Here is a 21,667-nt window from a genome sequence, read left to right on the forward strand (position 1 = left end):
ATCAAAATAAGCTGAGGCGAGTAGCCTCAGCTTAAATTTTATACTTTTTAGGGTGTACCCTAAAAAGTACATCGGAAAATTTACGAGGGGGGAAATTTCATTGGAAAAGTATAAGTTCAATAGGGATAAACTCCAACGTGATTCGGCTGATAGAAAAGTACGTTACAAACTCTATAAGGCTGGAACACGTTGGTTAGTTGCTGGAATGGCAACGCTGACATTTGGTATCTCAGCGTTCGCTTTACCAACACAAGCCAAAGCGGATACAGCATCCACTGATGGCAGTGATTCTGCAAATTCAAGCACAACAAATCAGGCGGCGACCGCGCCTAAACAGGTTACGTTGCACAACACAAGTACTGCAGCTAGTGCTCCAGCTGCTACAGCCCAGAATCAACAGGGGACAGCCACACAGAGCGCTGCAGCTGACAGTGCAACTCAAGCTTCAACAACGCAAGGTACAGCAACTCCTACTACTGATAGTAAGACAACTGCACCAACCGCAACAGATACTAAGGCCGCTGCTGAAACCGCTGCTAAGACGGACGCGGCAACCACTACTAGTGCAGCTCCTACGACACAAGATAAGACAACAAATAACAGTACTGATGCTAATAACAACAGTACTGCCAAAGCTGTCACTACTGATGATGTCAATCAGGTTGATTTAGGCGATGCAAGTTCAGCTGACATCGATAGTGCCAAGGCTGCTGCGACAGCTGACTATCAAAAGACGGGGCAACCACAAGAAATTACAGCTGTGGCTGGTACCGATGGCGGTACTGACGCAGCTGCCTTAACCGGTAGTCTTAAAGACAGTTTGAGCGATCAATCGATCAAACTGAGCTTAATGGACAATATTTTGACGGTGACAAATTCAGCTGCGGTGTCGGCTGATGATTTAGCTAAAATTAAGGCTGCTGCGACCACTAACGGTTGGTCAGTGAACCAATTTACAACGCAGACGCAATCTAACGCTTTAGGGTTAGACAACTATTATACCCAAGGATCAACTAAAATTCGGGATATTATTACCTTTAATTTGAAGGACGGAGAGAAAGTAACTGTTCCTATTACCTCTGATCCTAATGCTATTACTAATCCTGATAATCCAGGATGGCTTTACTTAGGTGTTGTAACTAGTGGTAGTTATCTTTGGGCAGCTAATGTGACACGGGACGCACAGGGGAATCCAATTGTTCATGAACCTTCTGCACTTTGGTATCAGTATACACCGGATGTTAATCCGAAATACCAGAATGGTGTAAATGCAGGTGAACTTATACCGACCGATCCAAGCAACCCGAATAAGTATGTAAACGGTCAAGCAAAGACTATAGTTCCACTTCAAGGGCTAATGTATTCAATTGGTATCTATGACCAAAATAATGGACTGGTGGGTTCAGCCAAATTAACAACCGCTCAACAAGCGCAGATTGATGCCAAAGATGATGTTGTAGTAAGCGGTGTCAATCACGACGGAGAGATTGAAAATGAGTTGATAGCAAGTAAGGATAACGGTTCAGTTTATGTGGTAATTGCACCTCAACAGCTAAGTGCACTTACTAATGTTATGAATGAGCTAGTCACTGATAAAACTAGCCATTATTACAATCAAACGTTGCATTTGGGAATTGTCTGGCCTAGTGACTGGACTAAGCTAACTTATACAGCAAATGACATTTCGCATTTACCCGTTACTTCTGATAACATTCAAGTAAACGGTGAAATCAAAGTTAACTATGTGGATAGCTCGACTAATGAAGTATTAGGCAGCGGCATGGCTGACTTGAATGTACCTGTTACTGATGGTGACACTGGGGCATATACCATCACTAAAGATGATAAATTGCCAATAATTCTAGATACAGATGGGACTACTAACAAGTTAGATGGTTATCACTTAGTAGGTGACAGTCAAGACTTTACCTACAAGGCCGCTGTGTATCCTACGACTAAGGCTACTAGTTACGTTGTTACGCCAAAAGACGCAAACAATAAGGTTGGTACAGATGCCATTAATGTGCTGGTGACTAAAGCCGCAACGACGACTAGTGCAACCGTTACGTATACGGATGTGACGACAGGGACTGCAACGCCACTTGACGCATCGACAGCACAAAAGGTTGAAGGCAACGATGGTGAGAAGGGTAACGCGACCTTAAAGATTCCTACTGGTTATCTGGTGGCACCTGATCAGTCAGACGCAAATTATGCCGCTGATATTACTGCAAATGCGGATGGCACATATACCTATACGGGTACACTATCATCTACAGCAGATACCGATAACGTTACGGTTGATTTGATTAAGAAAGTCACCTTTGATACGGATGATCCTAAAGCTGCAGATCATCAGTCAAAACGGACGTTTAGTTTTACCGGTGACGGTTCTACTGGACTCCAATTAGATGCTCAGACCCTTTACTGGGTAAAGCAAACAACCAACAGAATTACACAGGATGCCAAAGGCAATGACACGGTTACGCCAAAAGACACGTGGTTAGCATTTGCCAGCGAAGGTGACGCTAAAGACTACGTAACTGATATGACCGATGGCGATGCAACGAACGATGCTGCTGCTCTGAAAAAGATTGCTACTAAGTACGGTGCATCAGGGACCTTCACGATTCCAGCAGATCACAGTGCTACTGCAGAAGGTGGTACCTTAACTTCTGGTGCTGCTGGCGCATCATCTATTGGTGAGAGTGCAGTTGTGACTGAACCTAGCACAGCTAACCAAGAAGTTAAGATTACGTTAGCTAAGACGACTTCAGCCGGTGCTGAACTTCACTACATTGATGTTTCTAACACCAAGAAGACGTCCGACTTTGCGCCAAACGATGGTAATCAGATTGCTTCGGTTGTTCTGGACGGTAAGATTGGTGATCCGATTACAACTGACGGTGCCACACTGTATGACTATGCTAGTCATGGTTACGTAGCGGTAGAAAGCCCTAATTTAAGTGGTAAAACTTACAAGGATACGGACAAACAAGACTTCTACACGTATGTCCGTCAAGCGGTTACCACCTATACCCCTGGGAACCCTGGCGATACCGACCAAACCAACCACAATGCACTGACTAAAGCAGTGACTGAATACGTCACTTACGGTGATCCGGTTGGTAATGGTACTAAGGAAGAGCTGAAGGATTACGATCTCTATCGGACAGCTACCGTCACCTATCAGGAAGGCAATCCAAAACCAACAGTGACTTACGGTGCATGGACGACCAATGCTGACGGTAAGTTTACTGATGGGACTGACACGATTAACGTCGCCAAGCTCACCACGCTTGAACAGCAAAAGCAACCGGGCTACACGGAAACCTTTGCGAACACTGCAACCGGTGCTGAGTTAACGGATGATCAGAAGACTACCAATGCTGATATCGCACTGACGATTGCTAAGGACGCGGACAACTCGCCGATTGAGATTGATCGGGCGGTTAACTACGCACCAGAAAAAGAAACCGCTACCGTCCACTACGTTTACCAGCAAGTTGGCGGTACTGAAGTCTTACCACCTGTAACGCTGACCGGTAATGCCGGTGAAGATTACACAAGTAAGATCGTTGTCCCACCAACAACCCCTGGTGTAGCAACTGACGGTTCTACACTTGATGATGCCAACGGTACGTTAAATACCAAGAATCTGTACTACTACGCAACTGCTGATCCTAATGGTGGTCTGTTCGATACGATGCCTGACAAGGCCGGTTCGGATGCTAACTACAAGACGGATGGTCAAGATATCTGGGTCATTTACACCGCTAAGCCTGGTCTCAACATGGACGACGCAGTGGATGGTCCTGATGTAACCGTTAAGCGGACAATTCACTATGTGAAGGACGATGGCACCCCTAACGGCACTCCTGCTGGTCCGGATGTCGTTCAAACCTTGACGTTAGGCACGAAGATCATTAAGAACGATGATGGCAGTCAAAAGATTGTATCATACACTGTTAAGTCTTCTGATGAGGATGGTGATGGTACCGCTGATACTGACCTACACAAGATCTTTACGTCAATCAAGTCACCTACAATCGATGGTTACACAGCTGATAACGACACGGTCGATGACCAAAACGTTCCGCTAGATGTCGAAGGTAACCCTGAAGATCTGGAGACGACGGTAACTTACACGGCAAGTGCAAGCAATATTCAATCATTGACGGTTCCTGACAAAGATGATCAGGGCAATGAAACTGGTACCGGCAACACGGTTTACTTCTACAAGGGTCCTAAGGTCACAGATCCTAAAGACATTCCAGCAGATGATTTGATTGGTCAAGTTGCTGTGAAGAATGGTGAAACGCCAAAACTTGATTTGGATGTCAAGAATACCGATACTGACCCTAAAGATAATAAGACCACTTACACTATCTATAACGGTACAACCGAGGTTGGTACTTTCGATGCTCAGAATGGTGAAGATGGTAAAGCACCAAATATCTACTCATTTACTGTGGACACACCAGCTACTAAAGGCCAAGACGGTACAATCACCCAAGCAGCAAGTCACACAACTTATTTCTACACTGGTGACAAGATTCCAGATCCCGCTCAAGGTACTCAGCTGACTCAAGCTGATATTGAAAAGAATAAGGATACAGAAATCGGCCATGTTACTGTTGATGATCCGCTGATTGGCGCTCAGGATAACCATGATGGGACCTTTACACTCACTGTTAACGGTCAACCGAGTGGTACTGCGGTCGCAATGCCAAAGGGGAATATTCCAGCGTTTGTAGCTGGTGACCACGTTGACAAGACTGACACAGCCAATGGTTATACGCCAATCTATATCTTTGCTGATGGTGATACGACGAACACTGCTGGTGGCAATAGAACAGAAGTTGATATTCCGGATGCACCAGCCGGTAATTTGCCAGATCTGGATCTTCAAGATAATCATGACGGTACATTTGAACTTACAATTAACGGGGTTGGTACTGGTACACCGATCACTCTTCCAACCAAAGCCCCAACCATTCACTCCGTCACTGTTAATGATACTGATAAGGGTACCCACACCACTTACTTCTACACGGGTGATGTGCCAGCAAAGCATGCGGATGGTACAGCGATTACGCCTGAATCGCCATTAACCTATGAAGATGTTCAAAATGCTAAGAACCCAATCATTGGGGATGTGGAGACTCAAGATGGTGAAGACGGTCAGACACCACAAGTTGAAACGATTCCGGATCCTGACGATCCAAGCAAGAACGTTTATAACTTCTATATTCCTGGCCCTAATAATTCGCACCAGTCAATCGGTACGGTTGAAGAACCAACACCGGAAGCTATCCACTCATTTACAGTCGATAAGTTAGGCGATGCTACTACTGGTACGCCAACTCAGCACACGACTTACTTCTACACCGGTGATGTTCTCAAACCTGCAGAAGGTGAAGATGCGCTGACGCCAGCTGATATTCCAGCAGGTGCTAAAGTAGGTGAAGTGACTGTTTCTGATGGGGTTTCACCACAAATCGAAACGATTCCGGATCCTGATGATTCAACCAAGAACGTTTACAGCTTCTATGTCACTGGACCTGATGGTCACCATCAATCAGTTGGGACGATTCCAATTCCTAAGGATGGTCAAACACCAACGATTCAGACGGCTGATAAGTATGCCAAGGATGGTACCACTGTTATTGGTAAGACGATCACTGTTAACTCATTTAAGGATGATGGGACACCAGATGTTCAAACATTCGTTGTCATGAATCCACCGATTATCACTCACGCTGATGTCAAAGATGATCCAACCAACAAGGACAAAGTTACTGGCGAAGAGATCACCATTACCAGTTACGACAATGATGGTAATCCAACGAAAGAAAGCTTCACGATTAAGAACGGCACCGATGGCAGCAGCAACACCAACGGCGATCCTTCTATCAAAGAAGAGGGCGGCAACTTAATTCTGTTTATCCCTGCTGGTAAAGATGCTGATGGCAACGATATTCCTGAAAAAGACCTTGGCACAGTTCCACTACCTGGTGCTGGTGACACGATTACTGCCGAACGGGTTAAGGATACTGACAAGCCAGGTATCGGTGGTGTTAAGATCACGGTCACCCACGCTACGGGCGACCCAACCATCACTTACCTGTACGATGGTGAAAATGGGAAGAATGCCCAAACGCCTCGTGTCAAGCCTGGGACGGATAAAGACGGTAATAAAGTTTTGACCTTCTTTATTCCAGCTAACGGCGACACACCTGAACAAGACTTAGGTGACATTCCTGCACCAAAGGACGGCGACACGATCACCACAAGTGCAATTGATGGCGATGCTGACCATCCAAACGGCGGCATTTTAATCACAATCAAACACGGTGATGGCAGCAAAGATACCACCGAGACCATTTGGAATGGTAACGACGGTGCGACACCAGTCGTTGATCCAAAGGGTACCGATAACGGTGACGGCACGACCACGTACCAGTTTACGGTTAACGGCAAACCAACTGGTTCATTCACCGTTAAGGATGGTAAAGATGGTGCTGATGGACAAGCGGTTCAAGCTAAGACTGGGACGGATATTAACGGTAATCCAGTCATCATCTTCTTTACGCCTGCTCATGATGATACACCTGAAAACGATATGGTTACGATTCCTCAACCAAAAGATGGCGACACCATCACAGCAACACCGATTGATGGCGACGCTGATCATCCAAACGGCGGTACGCTGTTGACCATCAAACATGGTGATGGCAGTGATGATACGACCCAAACTATCTGGAATGGTAACGATGGCGCCTCACCAGTCGTTGATCCAAAGGGGATTGATAACGGCGATGGCACAACCACTTACAACATGACTGTTAACGGTCAGCCAGCCGGTTCATTCACCGTCAAGAACGGTAATGACGGCAAGGATGGCACGCCACTTTCAGTTAAACCTGGTACGGATAAAGATGGGAAACCAACGTTGGTCTTCTACATTCCAGGTCCAAAGGGCGATGGTACGGATGATACTGATATCAGCACTTTGCCAGTTCCAAATACGGGTGACACGATCACCAGCGAACGGGTAACCGATACTGATAAGCCAGGTGTAAGCGGTGTTAAGATTACCGTTACCCATGCGAATGGCGATCCGGATACCATTTCCTACATCTATGACGGTGCTACACCAGAGATTACACCATCTCAAGACGGTAAGAGCTTTACCATCTCAATCGGTGGTAAGGATGTGGCTACGATCAAGAATGGTGAAGATGGTAAGACACCACAGATTACCGTAACGCCTAACAACGATGACGCCGGTAACGTCATTAGCAACACGCTGACGATCACTACTCCAGGTTCAACTGACGCACCACAGACCGTAACCATTTCTAACGGTGCAACACCAACATTTACCAAGACTGAAACTGGCTACGATATCATGCTGAATGGTACCAAGGTCGGCGAACTTAAGGATGGTGAAGACGGTAAGACGCCAACGGTTACGACTAAGCCAGCTACTGATGAAAATGGCAAGCCAATCGGTACCACATTGGTTATCAATGGTCAGGACTCCGGTACGATCTTGAACGGTCCTAAGGGTGACACGGGTGATTCACCAGTCATCACGCCAGAACTTGATGACAGTGGCAACCCAACTGGCAACTTCGTCATTAAAGTTGGCGACAAGACGGTTGGTACCCTGCAAAACGGTAAAGACGGTAAGACACCTGAATTTACTGAAAACAAGGATACTGAAGGTAAAGTTCTCGGTTACACCATTACGATTGATGGCAAGACGGTCGGTACCATTACCAATGGTAAAGATGGTTCAGTTGTAACCACTAAGCCATTAATGGATGGCGACAAACAAATCGGCGTTACGCTGGTCATTGATGGTAAAGACTCCGGTACTATCTTGAATGGTCCTCAAGGTGAAAAAGGTGACAAGGGTGATCCAGGTTCTTCACCAGTCATCACACCAGAAGTTGATGAAAATGGTCAACCAACTGGCAATTTCACCATTACGGTAGGCGACCAAACGGTTGGTACCTTGCGCAGTGGTAAGGATGGTTCAACACCGCAATTCAACCCAGTCAAGGACAATGACGGCAACGTTACTGGCTACGACATTCTGGTTGACAACAACAAGGTTGGCTCCATCACAAATGGTAAGGACGGTGCTACACCAGTCATTACCCAGACGCCGACAACGGATGCCGATGGCAACGTTACTGGTACCACAATCACGATTTCCACACCAGGTTCTGATCAACCAGCTCAAACCATCAACGTTACTAATGGTAAAGACGGCTCAACGCCTGTACTGACGCCTGAAAAAGACGACAATGGTAACGTTACTGGTTACGCAATTACGATTAACGGCAATCCAGCCGGCGAACTCAAGAATGGTAAAGATGGTTCTGTTGTCACGACTAAGCCAGTACTTGACAAGGAAGGCAACCAAATCGGTGTCACCCTTGTGATTGATGGTAAAGACGGCGATACAATCTTGAATGGTAAAGATGGTGCTTCACCAGTTATCACGCCAGAAACAGATCCTGACGGCAACCCAACTGGGACGCTTGATATCGTCATCGATGGCAAGACTGTCGGCACCCTGCACAATGGTGAAGATGGTAAGACACCTGACTTCACGCCAGTTAAAGACGACAAGGGCAATGTTATCAGCTACAACATTACCATTGACGGCAAGACTGTCGGCAGCATCAAGAACGGTGTTGATGGTTCTGATGGCAAGACACCAGTGATTACCCAGACGCCTGAAAAGGATACGGACGGCAACGTCATTGGCACAACCATCACCATTACCACGCCAGGTTCTGATCAACCAGCTCAAACCATTAACATTTCTAACGGTAAAGATGGTACCGATGGTAAGACACCACAGGTTAAAGCCGTTCCAGGCGCTGATGGCAAGACATCATACGTCTTCTACACGATTGACCCGGATGGTACGGAACACGACTTTGGTACTGTTGATGCGCCTAAGGATGGGAAGTCAATCACCGTTACCGACACTTCGAAAGATGATAAAGGTAACACGGTTGTCACCTTCTCTGATGGTACTAAAGCAACCATCGCTAAGGGTGCTGATGGTAAGGATGCTCAGACACCTACAGTTAAGGAAGTTACCGATGGTGATGGTAACAAGACGCTGGTCTTCTACATTCCTGGCGAGAATGGCTCGGATGACACGATCGTTGGCAACGTTCCTGCTCCTAAAGACGGTCACACACCACTGGTTGAACCACTTAAGGATGATAATGGCAACATTACAAATTACCAGTTCTACTACACTAACGACCAGGGTGAAAAGGTTTCAACTGGTATTGTTCCGGCACCTAAGGACGGTTCTACACCAACGGTTAAACCTTACACTGGCACTGATGGCAAGACTGGCTACACCTTCACGCTGAACGGCGTTGATTACAACGTTACGAACGGTGTTGATGGTCAAGATGGTGAAGACGGTACCGATGGTAAAGACTTAACCGTCACCGGTTCAACCATTGATCAGGATGGCAACACCATTGTTACCTTCTCCGATGGCCATAACGTCAAGATTCCTGCCGGCGCTGCTGGTAAGGATGGTCAAACACCACGGGTTAAGGAAGTTCCTAACCCTGATGGGACTAAGTCACTGGTATTCTACATTCCAGGTCCTGCGGGTGATGGTTCCGATGATACAGTTCTCGGCAAGGTTGATGCACCTAAGGATGGGACTAACGGTACGGATGGTAAAGATGGTCAGACGCCAACAGTTAAACCAATTAAGGATGCTGACGGCAACACCATTTCATACGAATTCTACATTCCAGGTCCTACTGGTGATGGTTCTGACGACAAGATCATGGGCATCGTTCCGGCACCTAAGGATGGTAAAGACGGCGCAGCATTAACCGTTAAGAGCCAACTTATCAATTCCGACGGCAACACGGTCGTTACCTTCAGCGATGGTTCACAAATCATTGTTAACAAAGGTAAAGATGGCACTAACGGTACTGATGGTAAGGATGCGCCAACACCTCAAGTTAGAACTGTGAAGGGTGAAGACGGCACGAATGCTTACGAGTTCTACGTTGTTAACCCAGACGGTTCAACCACGACAATTGGTACAGTTAAGGCACCTAAAGATGGTATCAACGGGACTAACGGTGTCGATGGTAAGGATGCTCAAACACCTCAGGTTAAGGAAGTAACGAACTCAGATGGCTCGAAGTCATACGAGTTCTACATCACCAACTCAGATGGTTCTATCACTGATATGGGTAACGTTCCAGCGCCTAAGGATGGTAAAGATGGCGAGACGCCTACAGTAACGCCACACACTGACCCTAGTGGCAACGTTGACGGTTACACATTTACCATCGACGGTCACGATTACACCGTTAAGAATGGTGAAGACGCCAAACCATTAACGATCACCAACCAGACCACTGATAAGGATGGCAACACCGTTCTGATTTTCAGTGATGGCTCACAAGTCACAGTCGCCAAGGGTGATAAAGGTGATAAAGGTGACAAAGGTGATCAGGGTGATCAAGGTGAACCAGGTCAGACGCCTCAAGTGAAAGCGGTTGTTGGCCAAGACGGCAAGACTTCATACGTCTTCTACACCATTGGTGATGATGGCAAGGAAGTTGACGTCGGTACGGTTGACGCACCTAAAGACGGTCAAGATGCACAAACACCAAAAGTCAAGGAAGTCACGAATAATGATGGTTCGAAGTCTTACGTCTTCTACATCACTAATCCAGATGGCTCCGAAAAGACGGTTGGTAATGTACCTGCACCTAAGGACGGTCAAGATGGTGAGACGCCAACGGTTACACCATACGATAAAGACGGTCAAACCGGCTTTACCTTCACGATTGGCGGTAAGGACTACACCGTTTTGAATGGTAAAGATGGTGTGGATGGTAAAGATGGTCTCACGCCTCAAATGAAAGTGGTTAAGGGCGAAGACGGCACGACCTCATACGAGTTCTACGTCAACAACCCAGATGGCTCTGAGACGCCGGTTGGCTTGATCACCGCACCTAAGGATGGTCAAGACGGCAAGACCCCATCAGTCGAACCAATCAAGGATGCTAACGGTAATACGGTCAGCTACAACTTCTTCTACACCAATGATAAGGGCGAGAAAGTCACACTTGGGATGGTTCCTGCACCTAAGGATGGCCAAACCCCAACAGTTACACCGCACACTGATGGTGATGGCAACGTTGACGGCTGGACCTTTACCTTGAATGGTAAGGATTACACCGTTAAGAATGGTCAAGACGGTGCAGATGGTCAAAGCATCACCGTTGTTAGCCAAGCACCTGATGCAGATGGTAATACGGTTGTTACCTTCAGCGATGGCAGTCAAGTTAAGATTCCTAACGGCAAAGACGGTAAGAACGGTCAAACGCCTCAAGTCAAAGCCGTTGAGAACACTGACGGCACGACTTCATACGAGTTCTACGTCCTTAACCCAGACGGCTCAACTACCACCGTTGGTAAGGTCAACGCACCAAAAGATGGTGTGGATGGTAAGACACCGCACGTTGAAGCTATCAAAGATGGCGACGGTAACATCGTTGCTTACAACTTCTACTACACTAACGCTGACGGCGACAAGGTTTCCGTTGGTCGCGTAGACGCACCGAAGAATGGTGTGGATGGTAAAGATGGTCAAACGCCAACGGTTGCGCCACACTACGATGCTGACGGCAATGTCGATGGCTGGACCTTCACCTTGAACGGTATTGATTACACCCTTAAGGATGGTAAAGACGGCAAAGATGGTGCTGACGGTAAAGATGGTCAAACACCACAAATCGATCCTTCCAAGACGGTAGTCAATAAAGAAGCCGGAACAACCACTTACTACTTCACTTACCCAGACGGCAGCAATGCTGGTTCAATCACGGTGCCAAACGGTGGTGGCAGCACCACCGGTGATGGTACGGGTACTGGTAACGGTGGCATTAACATTACCAACAACAATATCAACAACGGTGGCGGTAGTGATGGTCAAGGAACCGATAGTTCGACGACTTCGAATACGTCGACGACCACCAACACCACGACTAATCCTGATGGCTCAAAGACCGTTAAGACCGTTGAGATTATCATTAATCCAGATGGCTCGAAGACGACTAAGACAACCACCACGACGACGCCAGGTGAAGATGGTGCCGATTCTACGACCACAATCAACATCGTAACGACCCCTGCTGATAACACGAAGCCAAGCGACAACAATGGTGGCAATACTGGTACTGACGGGTCTTCAACGAACACCACTAAGACAGTGACGATCACCAATAACACGGATGGTTCAACGACCACCAAGACGGTTATTGTCACGATCGTTACGGATCCTAGCGGCAATAAGACTACGACGACCACGACCGAAATTGTGACGACTCCGGGTAAAGACAACACGGATAACAATGGTGGCAATAACTCTAACACCACCACGAATAAGACAGTGACGATCACCAATGGCCCAGATGGTTCGAAGACGACTGAGACGGTAATCATTACCACGATTACCAACCCAGACGGTTCGAAGTCAACGACCACCACGGACACGATCGAAAAGGTTCCTGGCGGTGTAACACCAAACGGTAATACCCCAGATGGCAACACACCGGATGGTAACAAGCCAGGTGGTAATACGCCAGACGGCAACGTACCAAATGGTAATACCCCAACTGGTAACACACCAACAGGTGACAATACCCCAGGCGGTAACACACCAACGGGCAACAATACCACGACGACAACTGGTGACAATACGGTTGTTCCAGGCGGCGATAATGGTCAAACCACGACGACAGATGGCGATTCTACCGGTGTCGATGGTGACAGCTTGATCGGCGACAACGGTACTGATACCGACAACGGCGGTGTGGTGACTGAAACGGGTTACGATACTGAAGGCGGCAAGGCTGCCCCAACCGCCACCACGCAAGTTCTCTCTGGCACCAGCAACACTAAGCAGGCTAGCGTAGCTGCTAAGACGTTGCCACAAACCAGCGAGACTAACGATGGCGAAGCAGCAGTCATGTTAGGTATCGGCGCAAGTGTTCTGGAGGCCGCAATGGTCTACGGTGCATTGAAGCGTAAGAAACGTCACGATGATGACGAGGATGCTCTGTATTAATTGAAACCGGTTAATTCATTCTCCGAAAGTCACGAATTGAACCAAGATTTCCCATAGCTGATTCTTCCTCATAGCGGTCACGGCGGCCCCCAACGTTTCTTGACTGCTAATCATAATCAGCACTCATCGAGATGAGTTCATCTCGATTCCCCGGCGGAGCCTGACCGCTGGGGATACATAGCAACACTAATATTTTAGGAGGTAGGCGCAATGGAAAAGCAGATCAGTATTATCATCCCAGTTAACAACGCACAGGAGAGCGATTTGGCAGTCCCGTTATCATCCATTAACAATCAGATCGGGGTGGATTTAGCCCAGATCGAAGTGATCTTGGTGGATAACGGCACGTACAAGCTGAAGCAGCCCAAACTACTGGAACTGTTTGCCAATATTGAAATGACCTACCTCAAAACGAATCAAGCTTTGGATTGGGTGGCAGCGTTGCAGTTTGGCTTGGGCCAGGCCACCGGCACATACGTGATGTTTATGGGGGTCAATGGCCAGTTGAACCAGACCGATATTTTGCAGACCTTCCTGCGGCAGATGAAGGCGCATGCGGGAGCCGATGTCATTTCACCCTTACTGCTGGAACAGGCGTTTTCACCTGATCTGCAGTTTGATTATAAAGTTGGTCAAAACACGCGAACGGTTCGTGGCCGACTGTTTCGGCGAGGCTTTCTCAGTGAACAACAGATTAATTTCCCCGTTGGCGTACCTGAACACGCGGAAGAATATTTCTGCAACCTCGTTCATCTATTTGCTAACGAAGATGTGGCGGTCAACGAAATCGGCTACACCAAGTTCACGAACCGTCACTTGCCAGCCGGTGTCTTAGCTGGTTTCAAGCGGCCGGTAGACCCGCAATGGCTGACCATGAAGGAACAATATTTTGAGAAGCTCAAGAACTTGAATCAGCAGACCTACGCGAATGAATTTGCCCGCTTCGTGGTTCGTTTCTACAGCCAGATCAAACAGCTGCCAGAAACGGCTAAGGGAACCATGCAGCAGCTGATGCAGTCACTAGTGGGGAAGAACGCGCTGACTTGGGGGTACGTCCTTGGGTTTATCGGTGATTTGAAGCGTCAAGACCAGTCACCAAAGGCACCCTGGAACGCTGAGACCGCTCAGTTCAATCAGTATCTAGAAGGCTTCACGGTTTATTTGAAACAGTTGGGCTTTTCCTTTAACGTCGCGCAAAATTAAGGGGGATATGGGCGATGAGTAAGCTAGTATCAATTATTATTCCGTATCACAACGAGACGTTAAACCAGCTCAGACGGGTACTGTCGTCGATTAACAACCAAACGGGGATCGATTTTACCCAGGTAGAAGTCATCCTTATTGGTGATGGGGCTGAAGCCATCGATGGGGACGCGCTGTTTGAGGAATTTGAAAACTTAGATGCCCGCTATTACGGCTATGAAGACAGCCTAGGTGCTGGCGTGGCTCGGCAGGTCGGTATGGACATATCTAGTGGGGATTACTATATGTTCGTGGACGCCGACGATGAGCTGCAAAATACCCAAGCGCTGTGGTCGTTCTTCAACGCAGTCAAAGCGGGGGACCACCAAGTCATCATCGCCCGCTACGTGGAGGAGATCCGCGATGCTGACGGCACGTACCAGTACGTCACTCATCCTGAGCATAATTGGCAGACGGTTGCTGCTAAATGGTTTAACCGGAAGTATATTGCAAGCCTGTCGCTCACGTGGCGGGAAGATCTGCAATTCAATGAAGACACCTACTTTGTGGGGCTGGCGTGTGCCATGGCCACCGATATTTCCTATCTGGATCAAGTGGTCTATATCTGGTTGTGGCACGAGGATGCCATTAAACGGGCGCTTGCTGGTCAGCTTGATCAGTGGGTCGAAGTTAACCGTTATCTGTTAGAGAAGATTCGTGATCAGCGGCCTGAACAGCTGGTGCCTCGCGCGGTGGCGTATTTCGCAGATATTTACTTACGCGCACAACGCTTTCCTGCAGCGGACCAGGACACTTTCCAGCGGGAACACGCCCGGTTAGTTCGGGAGTTTGCCAGCATCTGGCCCAACGTCAGTGCTTTGGTGGGGAATCAAATCGATCATTTACTCGCCACTGAACCAGCCTATAAGGGATTGACGAAAGCCAGTCTGATGGCCTTCTTGGTGGATCAGATCAAGCTCTTGCAAGTGGCGGCGAAGTGATCAGACAGTAACTAACGCTTTATATTCAGCCGGCGAAAAAACGATTATCTTTAATCGCTTTTTTGTTCTGGAGAGGATCTGCTGCCAATAACACCAGACCCGTTCATTACTATCTTGAGGGGACTTGATTGGCATGAGTAAAGTGATTAATATGGTAAATCAAAAATTTGGTCGGTTGTTAGTGGTTAGCCGGGCTTACGACAAGGGGGCGAATGGTAACGCTCGTTGGAACTGTGTGTGCGATTGCGGTAAACACATTGTCGCGGATGGCTATTCCCTGCGCCACGGCATTACTCGAAGTTGCGGCTGCTTACGGCGGGAAATGTCCAGTCAAGCCGCAAAGTGTAATGAAGCCTTTGTGGCCAATCAGGGCAATCCTATGTACAACGAAGATGGCATTGCCTATTCCAGCTTGTATAAGGGGAAGCGGAATCGAACGGGCGTGATCGGCGTATCATTTGACAACAACGCTCAGCGGTTCGTCGCCCGGCTCATGTTTCATGGTAGATACGTGCTGAATCATATGACGCCTGACTTTGAAGAAGCGGTGCGGTTGCGTAAGGAAGCTGAAGAGCGGTACTTTAAGCATCCGGTGAAGTAGCATGTGGCTGCTTGCTGTAGCTGGGAAAGATGATATAATTAGTAGTGTAAAAGATGGAACACTGTGAACACCAAGAGCCTTAGCAGATGCGACTGCTAAGGCTCTTTTTTACGCTAAAAGCGGGTGCTAAACATTTAGTGGATTTCAATCAGTAAGCTACAAAAATACCACGCCTCATGATATAATCAAGACGTGGTAGAAGTAGAACAGTGACTTCTCCAAGTTGCTACAACAATTTAAAAGATCTAAAAAGTCGCCGAACCGGTCAAAGTTATGGGCGGCTTTTTAGCGTCTTTAGAAATTTCCTGATGGCTTTCACCAATCGGGTTGCCTGTTTGACTAGTAGCGTTGCACAGGTGCAGACCCACACAGCTTTCAAGAAAAACAGGCCAATCTCTATCAACCAACAAACTTCCTATCCGTTCAGTCCTCGTCATGATCGTCATGGCACCACCTCTCGATTTTTCGTTTGTCACCGTCCCATATTCTACAAATATTATTCTATCATAGATAAACTTGACTTTTACAATTTATTGGTTAAAAGAGGGATGAGGTGGGTAAGTTCATTTAAATTAGATGCCAAGGAACCGTCGAGCATACGTCTTGACGTTTTTTTTTGTTGTATAGAAAAGATTAGCAAGTGTTGATTTAGTTTGCGGAAAGGCTTGAATCCGAGGTAAATTTCTGGTAGGATTTAGTCAATGAAGTACGAACATATGTTCTATATGAGATTTGGGATGAGAAAATGTTAGCAGAAACTAAGGCGTTAAAGACCCAGTACGACCATTACTTCTTGCGTGAATACCGTTTTCGGTACTGGTTGTTAGTTGTCGATAACCATTTCTTCGATCGCTACTATTTCTTCCTTGAAAAACAAAAGCAGGGTACTCAGCTCCTGCACTCACACGAGCTATTGGCGCTGGAACATGATCCGGAAAAGTACCAGCGGGTTTTGGCAGAGTTGAAACAGTTCTCAAAGTTACGGATTCAGTATCGCAACACGCATCAGCTGGTGCACCCAACTAAAGACATTAAAAACGACCGTGTTCACGGACACGGTTAAGCGAGAAAGGGTGGTAAATATGATTAGAGAGGTTGCAAAAGAAAACTGGTTATACCACGACCGAGGCATGATGAAATGGATGGGCTTTTTCATGTCGGACCACACCGTTTATATGGATCAGCAAAAGGGCAAAGAGGCGGCTGAGCGACCGTTACCCCAGATGGCTAGTGCAAGCATCGATCGGTTGCTGCAGCAAAGCTGGCAAAAAACGACGCCGCTGAGTTTGCAGGTAGACCGCGGTGATCATTATCAGACTGTCGAGGGCATTGTGATTGGCTACGAACAGGCCTTGGTGTATTTACAGGGCGACAGCGGCCTGATGACGCTTCGGTTTGCTCATATTCGCCACGTTACGTTAAAGAAAGCAGAGAAGTGGTGGTCGGCATGAGCGATCCACTATCAGATCCCAGCCGGCTGCCGGTACACGATATCATGTGTATTGATTGTAAGTCGTTCTACGCGTCGACGGAGGCCATTAAGCGGGCGGAATACCCGACTTCGGCAAAAATTGCGGTGCTGTCCAGAGAAGAATCCAGTGGCGGGCTGATTTTGGCAGCGAGTCCTTACAGTAAGCAGAATTATGGTGTAAAGCTGGGGACACGGCGCTTTGAACTACGTGATGATATGGACTTGAAGCTGGTAGAGCCGCACATGAAGGATTACATCAAGCTCAATTACCGGATCAACCAGATATACCGTCAGTTTACGGATGATGCGCACTGGTTTCCGTATTCGATTGATGAGTCCTTTATCGACGTCAGCGGCAGTCACCAGCTGTTTGGCAATAATCAGCAAATTGCCCGGCAGATTCAAAAACGGGTGTTTGATCAGACTGGCATTATCACCACGGTGGGCATCGGCCAGAATCCGTTATTGGCAAAATTAGCTTTAGATAACGCGGCTAAGGAGCAGGCACCTTGGATCGCCGAATGGACGTATGACCAGGTACCGCAGACTATTTGGCAGATCCCCAAAATAACGGCTATGTGGGGTATTGGTCATCGAACGGCTAAAAGTTTGGCTTTGATGGGGATATACTCAGTGGCTGATCTGGCTCACGCTGAATTAAAACAGCTCAAAAAACACTTTGGTGTGCTGGGTGAACAGCTGTATTACGACGCGTGGGGCATCGATTATTCAACCTTAACTAAACGCTATGTACCGCGAGCTGCCAGTAAAGGTTACGGCAATTCACAAATTCTGATGCGGGACTATATTAAGCCTGTTGATTTGCAAGTCGTACTAGAAGAGGTCACTGACCAAGTGGCGACGCGGTTGCGAAATAACCACGTCGTTACTGAGCTAATCAGTTTGCATATTGGCTTTGCGGATGTAGATAAAAGCAACCGCACTCATTTTTCAGCACAAATGCACGTAGAAGCGACCAACGACACGAAACAGCTGACCTCAGCGATTTGGTATTTACTCAGTACCAAGTGGGATGGCAGTCCCGTGCGACAAGTTGGCGTTAGATGTGCCAAAATCTCTACTCAGCGGATGACGCAGTTTTCACTATTTGAAGATCCGGAGGTTACCCTGCACCGTCAGCAGTTATCAATCACCATTGACCGCATCCGCAAACGGTTTGGCTACAAGGCACTGGTGCGGGCCTCGTCTTTGACACCTGGTGGAACTGCAATTGAACGTTCTGGCTTGGTGGGCGGCCACCATGCCTAATATATAGGAAGATTTAGATATAGCATGGCTGAATGACAGCCTTATTGCCAGCGACGATGCCCTAGGGTTCGCAAAAAGTTTGGGGTATAATTATTAAGTACGTGAATTGGAAGAATAATATCAGATTGTAGGGCTGGCAAACAGATGAAAGAAGTAAACAAACGGTCGTTAATTCTTGGAAGTATGGCTGCATTGGGTAGTGAAGGACTGTATGGGTTGAGCTATATTTTTACAAAACAAGCGACAAATCAGGCGAGTGTGTTAGCTTTGCTGGGGTGGCGCTTTGTGATTGCCTTTGTGGTGATGAGCGGATTGATACTGGCTGGTTTCGTGCATATTGATTTGCGGGGTAAGGCGGTAAAACCACTTTTATTAGTCAGCCTATTTAACCCCGTGCTATATTTTGTTGGTGAAACGGTTGGCATCAGTCATACAACTGCTTCGGAAAGTGGTGTCTTCTTAGCTTGCATCCCGGTGGCAAGCTTACTGGCATCAACTTTGATTTTACATAGGCGTCCGAGCCGCCAACAAGTGATCGGCATTTTGATGACGTTGGTCGGTGTCATCATCACGGTGGTGGCTGTCGGAACGCAGACCAGCCTGTCAGTAGTGGGATATTTGTCCCTCTTACTGGCCGTTGGTACATACGCACTTTACAGTGTGTTTGTGGAGAAAGCCACGGACTATACGGGGATTGAAATTACCTATTTAATGTTAGTAGCGGGTGTGGTTGTCTTTAGTGCATTAGCCATTGGTGAAGCCGCGGGTCAAGGCAACATTGGTACTTTACTGCGTTTGCCGGTGGTCAATATGAAGTTCTTGGCGGCAGTATTATACCAAGGTATTGGCAGCTCAGTGGTCGCACTGTTCTTAGCCAATTTTGCGATTTCAAAAATTGGGGTCAATCAGACGTCATCGTTCATTGGTATTTCAACGGTTGTTTCAATCGTTGCGGGGATGGTTATTCTGGGTGAACAGTTCAATGGCTATCAATTTTTAGGCGCCACTATTATTATTTTGGGTGTTTACGTGGCGAATATGACATTCGATTTGTGAAAAATTCGATCGTGATTTTTGGGTGACGGTTATGGTAAGGATAAGCACTAAAGTAGGTAGTAATCTTCAATTGTTGGGATTGGTTAAAGCTAAACAGTCAGTGGATGGTACAAGTTGAGTTATGCTTGCTTGCTATAGCGGAGAAAGATGATATAATAATAGGTGTAAAAAGCTGAACAACGTGTACACCAATAGCCTTAGCAGTTGCACCTGCTAAGGCTATTTTTTACGCTAAAAAGCGGGTGGGTTAGCTTGTTGCCTAAAGCTTTACTTGTGGTGTCTACGATCTAACCAATCCGCAAACCAAATAGAAATGATTGAAACCACAAGGGGTGCTACTAGAAAGCTGAACAACATGTTCACCTCCCAACAGTTGCTGTGTAGGGTAGGCAACATTTAAAATTGTATCATGCGAAGCCTGGTTTACCTACAATTTATAAGGGTTTTGCGAAAGTGGGACATTATCGAAAAGTGTCCTAAACCGCGGCAAAACATCTAACAAATTTTAATCAGCAAAAATACCACGCCTCATGATATAATCAAGACGTGGTAGAAGTAGCACAGTGACTTCTCCGAGTTGTGACTAACTAAATAGCAACACTAAAAAGTCGCCAAACCCGTCAAAGTTTTGGGCGGCTTTTTAATGTCTTTAGAAATTTCGACGCTAATGTCCCGATCCGCTCCCACGATCAACACTCGGCGTTACCTGCCAAACTTTTCGATAGTTTCGTGTAAAACTGACTGTATCGTGGTAACCAGCTTTAATGGCGATTTGTGCAAAAGTCAGCTTTGAGGCTAGAACGAGTGGGCGAGCTAATTCACAGCGGAAGAGGTTGAGTAGGGGTTTAAACGTTAAGCCAAAATGCTCTTTTAACCGGTCGGTAATCGTATCAACTGAAAAGTTCAACGTTTGAGCCACTTGTTCAACTGTTAAGGGTTCATAACAGTGTTCCAGCAGATAAACGCCGATCACCCAGCCGTCACTGAGGCCCACAAGTTGCTGATGGATGCTGAGTTGCATACGATATTCTTCCGGTGACAGTCGATGTGCTTTTTTAAACTGGTAGTAGAAGGTGCCAACTGAATGATACCCGCAGATGTTGGCAATCTGGCGAATGGTGAGCGCTGAAAACTCTAATAAGGCCGTGGCGTTTCTGATCCTGACTTGATTGAGTAATTGGTCAAATGAAAAACCCGTAATCCGCAGCAGTTCTTCTTGAATGGTACTTTCATCTTCACTAAAGACTTTCGCAACTTCTGCCACAGTAACTGCTGACTGATGATGAAACTGCAAGTATTTTAACCACTGCCAAGCGGGCTCCATATTCTGTTTTGGGAGGGGGACTTTGGTTCCCGTTTGAAACAAATACATGACATATGAAACTAAGGATAAGTTCAGACTTGATGATCCGCCAAACGGTAATTGTTTTTGACGAATAACTTCTTGGCAAAACTGCGTTAGAAAAGCCTGTTCAGTGGTGTTGACCCGTACGATTGGGTAGAATCGATCAGTGGTTTTAAGGGCCTTTGAATACTGTACTTCATCCGTTGAAGAAAGTAGGAGCAGTCCCAAAGACAAACGAATTCGAAAAAGCGTCACCGATTGATTGTCAGATAGCTTTAACTGCTGCATTTGATAGGGCATGAGCTGGATGATTTCCCCAGCAGACAGGTTGATGGGTTGCCGGTTTAATTCCAGGGTTATTTGACCATCAGTAATCACGAGAAACTCCGCTTCATCTGAAAAATGAGCTGGCTGAGTTTTTTTCAAGTGCTGATGAACAATTGTCAGTGCTTGCGGCTGATACTGACCCGATAAATAATTAGTACTGACATACGGAAAATTCTGATTCATGCAATCACCCCACAACATTTGAACACTTAACCGATTTTTGTTACTTAAGTGTTATTGGAATCTATTATACTGGTTGTGA

10 protein-coding genes are annotated in these 21,667 nt (G+C 46.9%); 8 read left to right on the forward strand and 2 right to left on the reverse strand.

Features of this window, described 5'->3' with window-relative positions:
* Window positions 1-100 precede the first annotated feature (100 nt).
* From IWT5_RS10250 to IWT5_RS10265, 4 genes are all read left to right on the forward strand, one after another.
* Complete coding sequence (locus tag IWT5_RS10250; protein WP_159459322.1) at window positions 101-13,153, forward strand: KxYKxGKxW signal peptide domain-containing protein; 13,053 nt, start codon at window positions 101-103, stop codon at window positions 13,151-13,153.
* Between the two features lie 210 nt (window positions 13,154-13,363).
* The gene (locus IWT5_RS10255) at window positions 13,364-14,356 is read left to right on the forward strand and encodes a glycosyltransferase (protein WP_089109863.1); all 993 of its coding nucleotides are present in this window, start codon (window positions 13,364-13,366) and stop codon (window positions 14,354-14,356) included.
* Between the two features lie 14 nt (window positions 14,357-14,370).
* Window positions 14,371-15,336, forward strand: a complete 966-nt coding sequence (locus IWT5_RS10260; protein ID WP_089109864.1) for a glycosyltransferase family 2 protein — start codon at window positions 14,371-14,373, stop codon at window positions 15,334-15,336.
* Between the two features lie 133 nt (window positions 15,337-15,469).
* Entirely contained in the window at window positions 15,470-15,937 is a 468-nt protein-coding gene (locus IWT5_RS10265) for an AP2 domain-containing protein (protein ID WP_089109865.1), read from the forward strand.
* Between the two features lie 245 nt (window positions 15,938-16,182).
* Here the strand turns inward: IWT5_RS10265 and IWT5_RS10270 are convergent, their stop codons facing one another.
* On the reverse strand, window positions 16,183-16,383 hold the full coding sequence (locus tag IWT5_RS10270; protein ID WP_089109866.1) for a hypothetical protein: 201 nt from the start codon (window positions 16,381-16,383) through the stop codon (window positions 16,183-16,185).
* Window positions 16,384-16,682: 299 nt separating this feature from the next.
* On the opposite strand from IWT5_RS10270, the gene IWT5_RS10275 reads away from it, so the two are divergent.
* From IWT5_RS10275 to IWT5_RS10290, 4 genes are all read left to right on the forward strand, one after another.
* Window positions 16,683-17,000: a hypothetical protein gene (locus IWT5_RS10275; RefSeq protein ID WP_089109867.1), complete on the forward strand. Its 318-nt coding sequence runs from the start codon at window positions 16,683-16,685 to the stop codon at window positions 16,998-17,000.
* 19 nt (window positions 17,001-17,019) lie between these two features.
* Window positions 17,020-17,388 (forward strand): hypothetical protein, encoded by a 369-nt coding sequence (locus IWT5_RS10280; RefSeq protein ID WP_089109868.1) that lies wholly within the window; start codon window positions 17,020-17,022, stop codon window positions 17,386-17,388.
* Window positions 17,385-18,677 carry a Y-family DNA polymerase gene (locus IWT5_RS10285; RefSeq protein ID WP_089109869.1) on the forward strand — a complete coding sequence of 431 codons (1,293 nt, stop codon included), beginning with the start codon at window positions 17,385-17,387 and terminating at the stop codon, window positions 18,675-18,677. The genes IWT5_RS10280 and IWT5_RS10285 overlap by 4 nt, the downstream gene beginning before the upstream one ends.
* 144 nt (window positions 18,678-18,821) lie before the next feature.
* Window positions 18,822-19,733, forward strand: a complete 912-nt coding sequence (locus tag IWT5_RS10290; RefSeq protein WP_089109870.1) for a DMT family transporter — start codon at window positions 18,822-18,824, stop codon at window positions 19,731-19,733.
* Between the two features lie 664 nt (window positions 19,734-20,397).
* Here the strand turns inward: IWT5_RS10290 and IWT5_RS10295 are convergent.
* Entirely contained in the window at window positions 20,398-21,588 is a 1,191-nt protein-coding gene (locus tag IWT5_RS10295) for a helix-turn-helix domain-containing protein (protein WP_159459323.1), read from the reverse strand.
* Between the last annotated feature and the right edge of the window lie 79 nt (window positions 21,589-21,667).

This window comes from Secundilactobacillus mixtipabuli, from assembly GCF_002217925.1.
Taxonomy (GTDB): Bacteria; Bacillota; Bacilli; order Lactobacillales; family Lactobacillaceae; genus Secundilactobacillus; species Secundilactobacillus mixtipabuli.

Coding starts and splice junctions, on each gene's coding strand:
- IWT5_RS10255 (WP_089109863.1), top strand. CDS start 13,364: ATGGAAAAGCAGATCAGTATTATCATCCCAGTTAACAACGCACAGGAG.
- IWT5_RS10260 (WP_089109864.1), top strand. CDS start 14,371: ATGAGTAAGCTAGTATCAATTATTATTCCGTATCACAACGAGACGTTA.
- IWT5_RS10265 (WP_089109865.1), top strand. CDS start 15,470: ATGAGTAAAGTGATTAATATGGTAAATCAAAAATTTGGTCGGTTGTTA.
- IWT5_RS10270 (WP_089109866.1), bottom strand. CDS start 16,383: ATGACGATCATGACGAGGACTGAACGGATAGGAAGTTTGTTGGTTGAT.
- IWT5_RS10275 (WP_089109867.1), top strand. CDS start 16,683: ATGTTAGCAGAAACTAAGGCGTTAAAGACCCAGTACGACCATTACTTC.
- IWT5_RS10280 (WP_089109868.1), top strand. CDS start 17,020: ATGATTAGAGAGGTTGCAAAAGAAAACTGGTTATACCACGACCGAGGC.
- IWT5_RS10285 (WP_089109869.1), top strand. CDS start 17,385: ATGAGCGATCCACTATCAGATCCCAGCCGGCTGCCGGTACACGATATC.
- IWT5_RS10290 (WP_089109870.1), top strand. CDS start 18,822: ATGAAAGAAGTAAACAAACGGTCGTTAATTCTTGGAAGTATGGCTGCA.
- IWT5_RS10295 (WP_159459323.1), bottom strand. CDS start 21,588: ATGAATCAGAATTTTCCGTATGTCAGTACTAATTATTTATCGGGTCAG.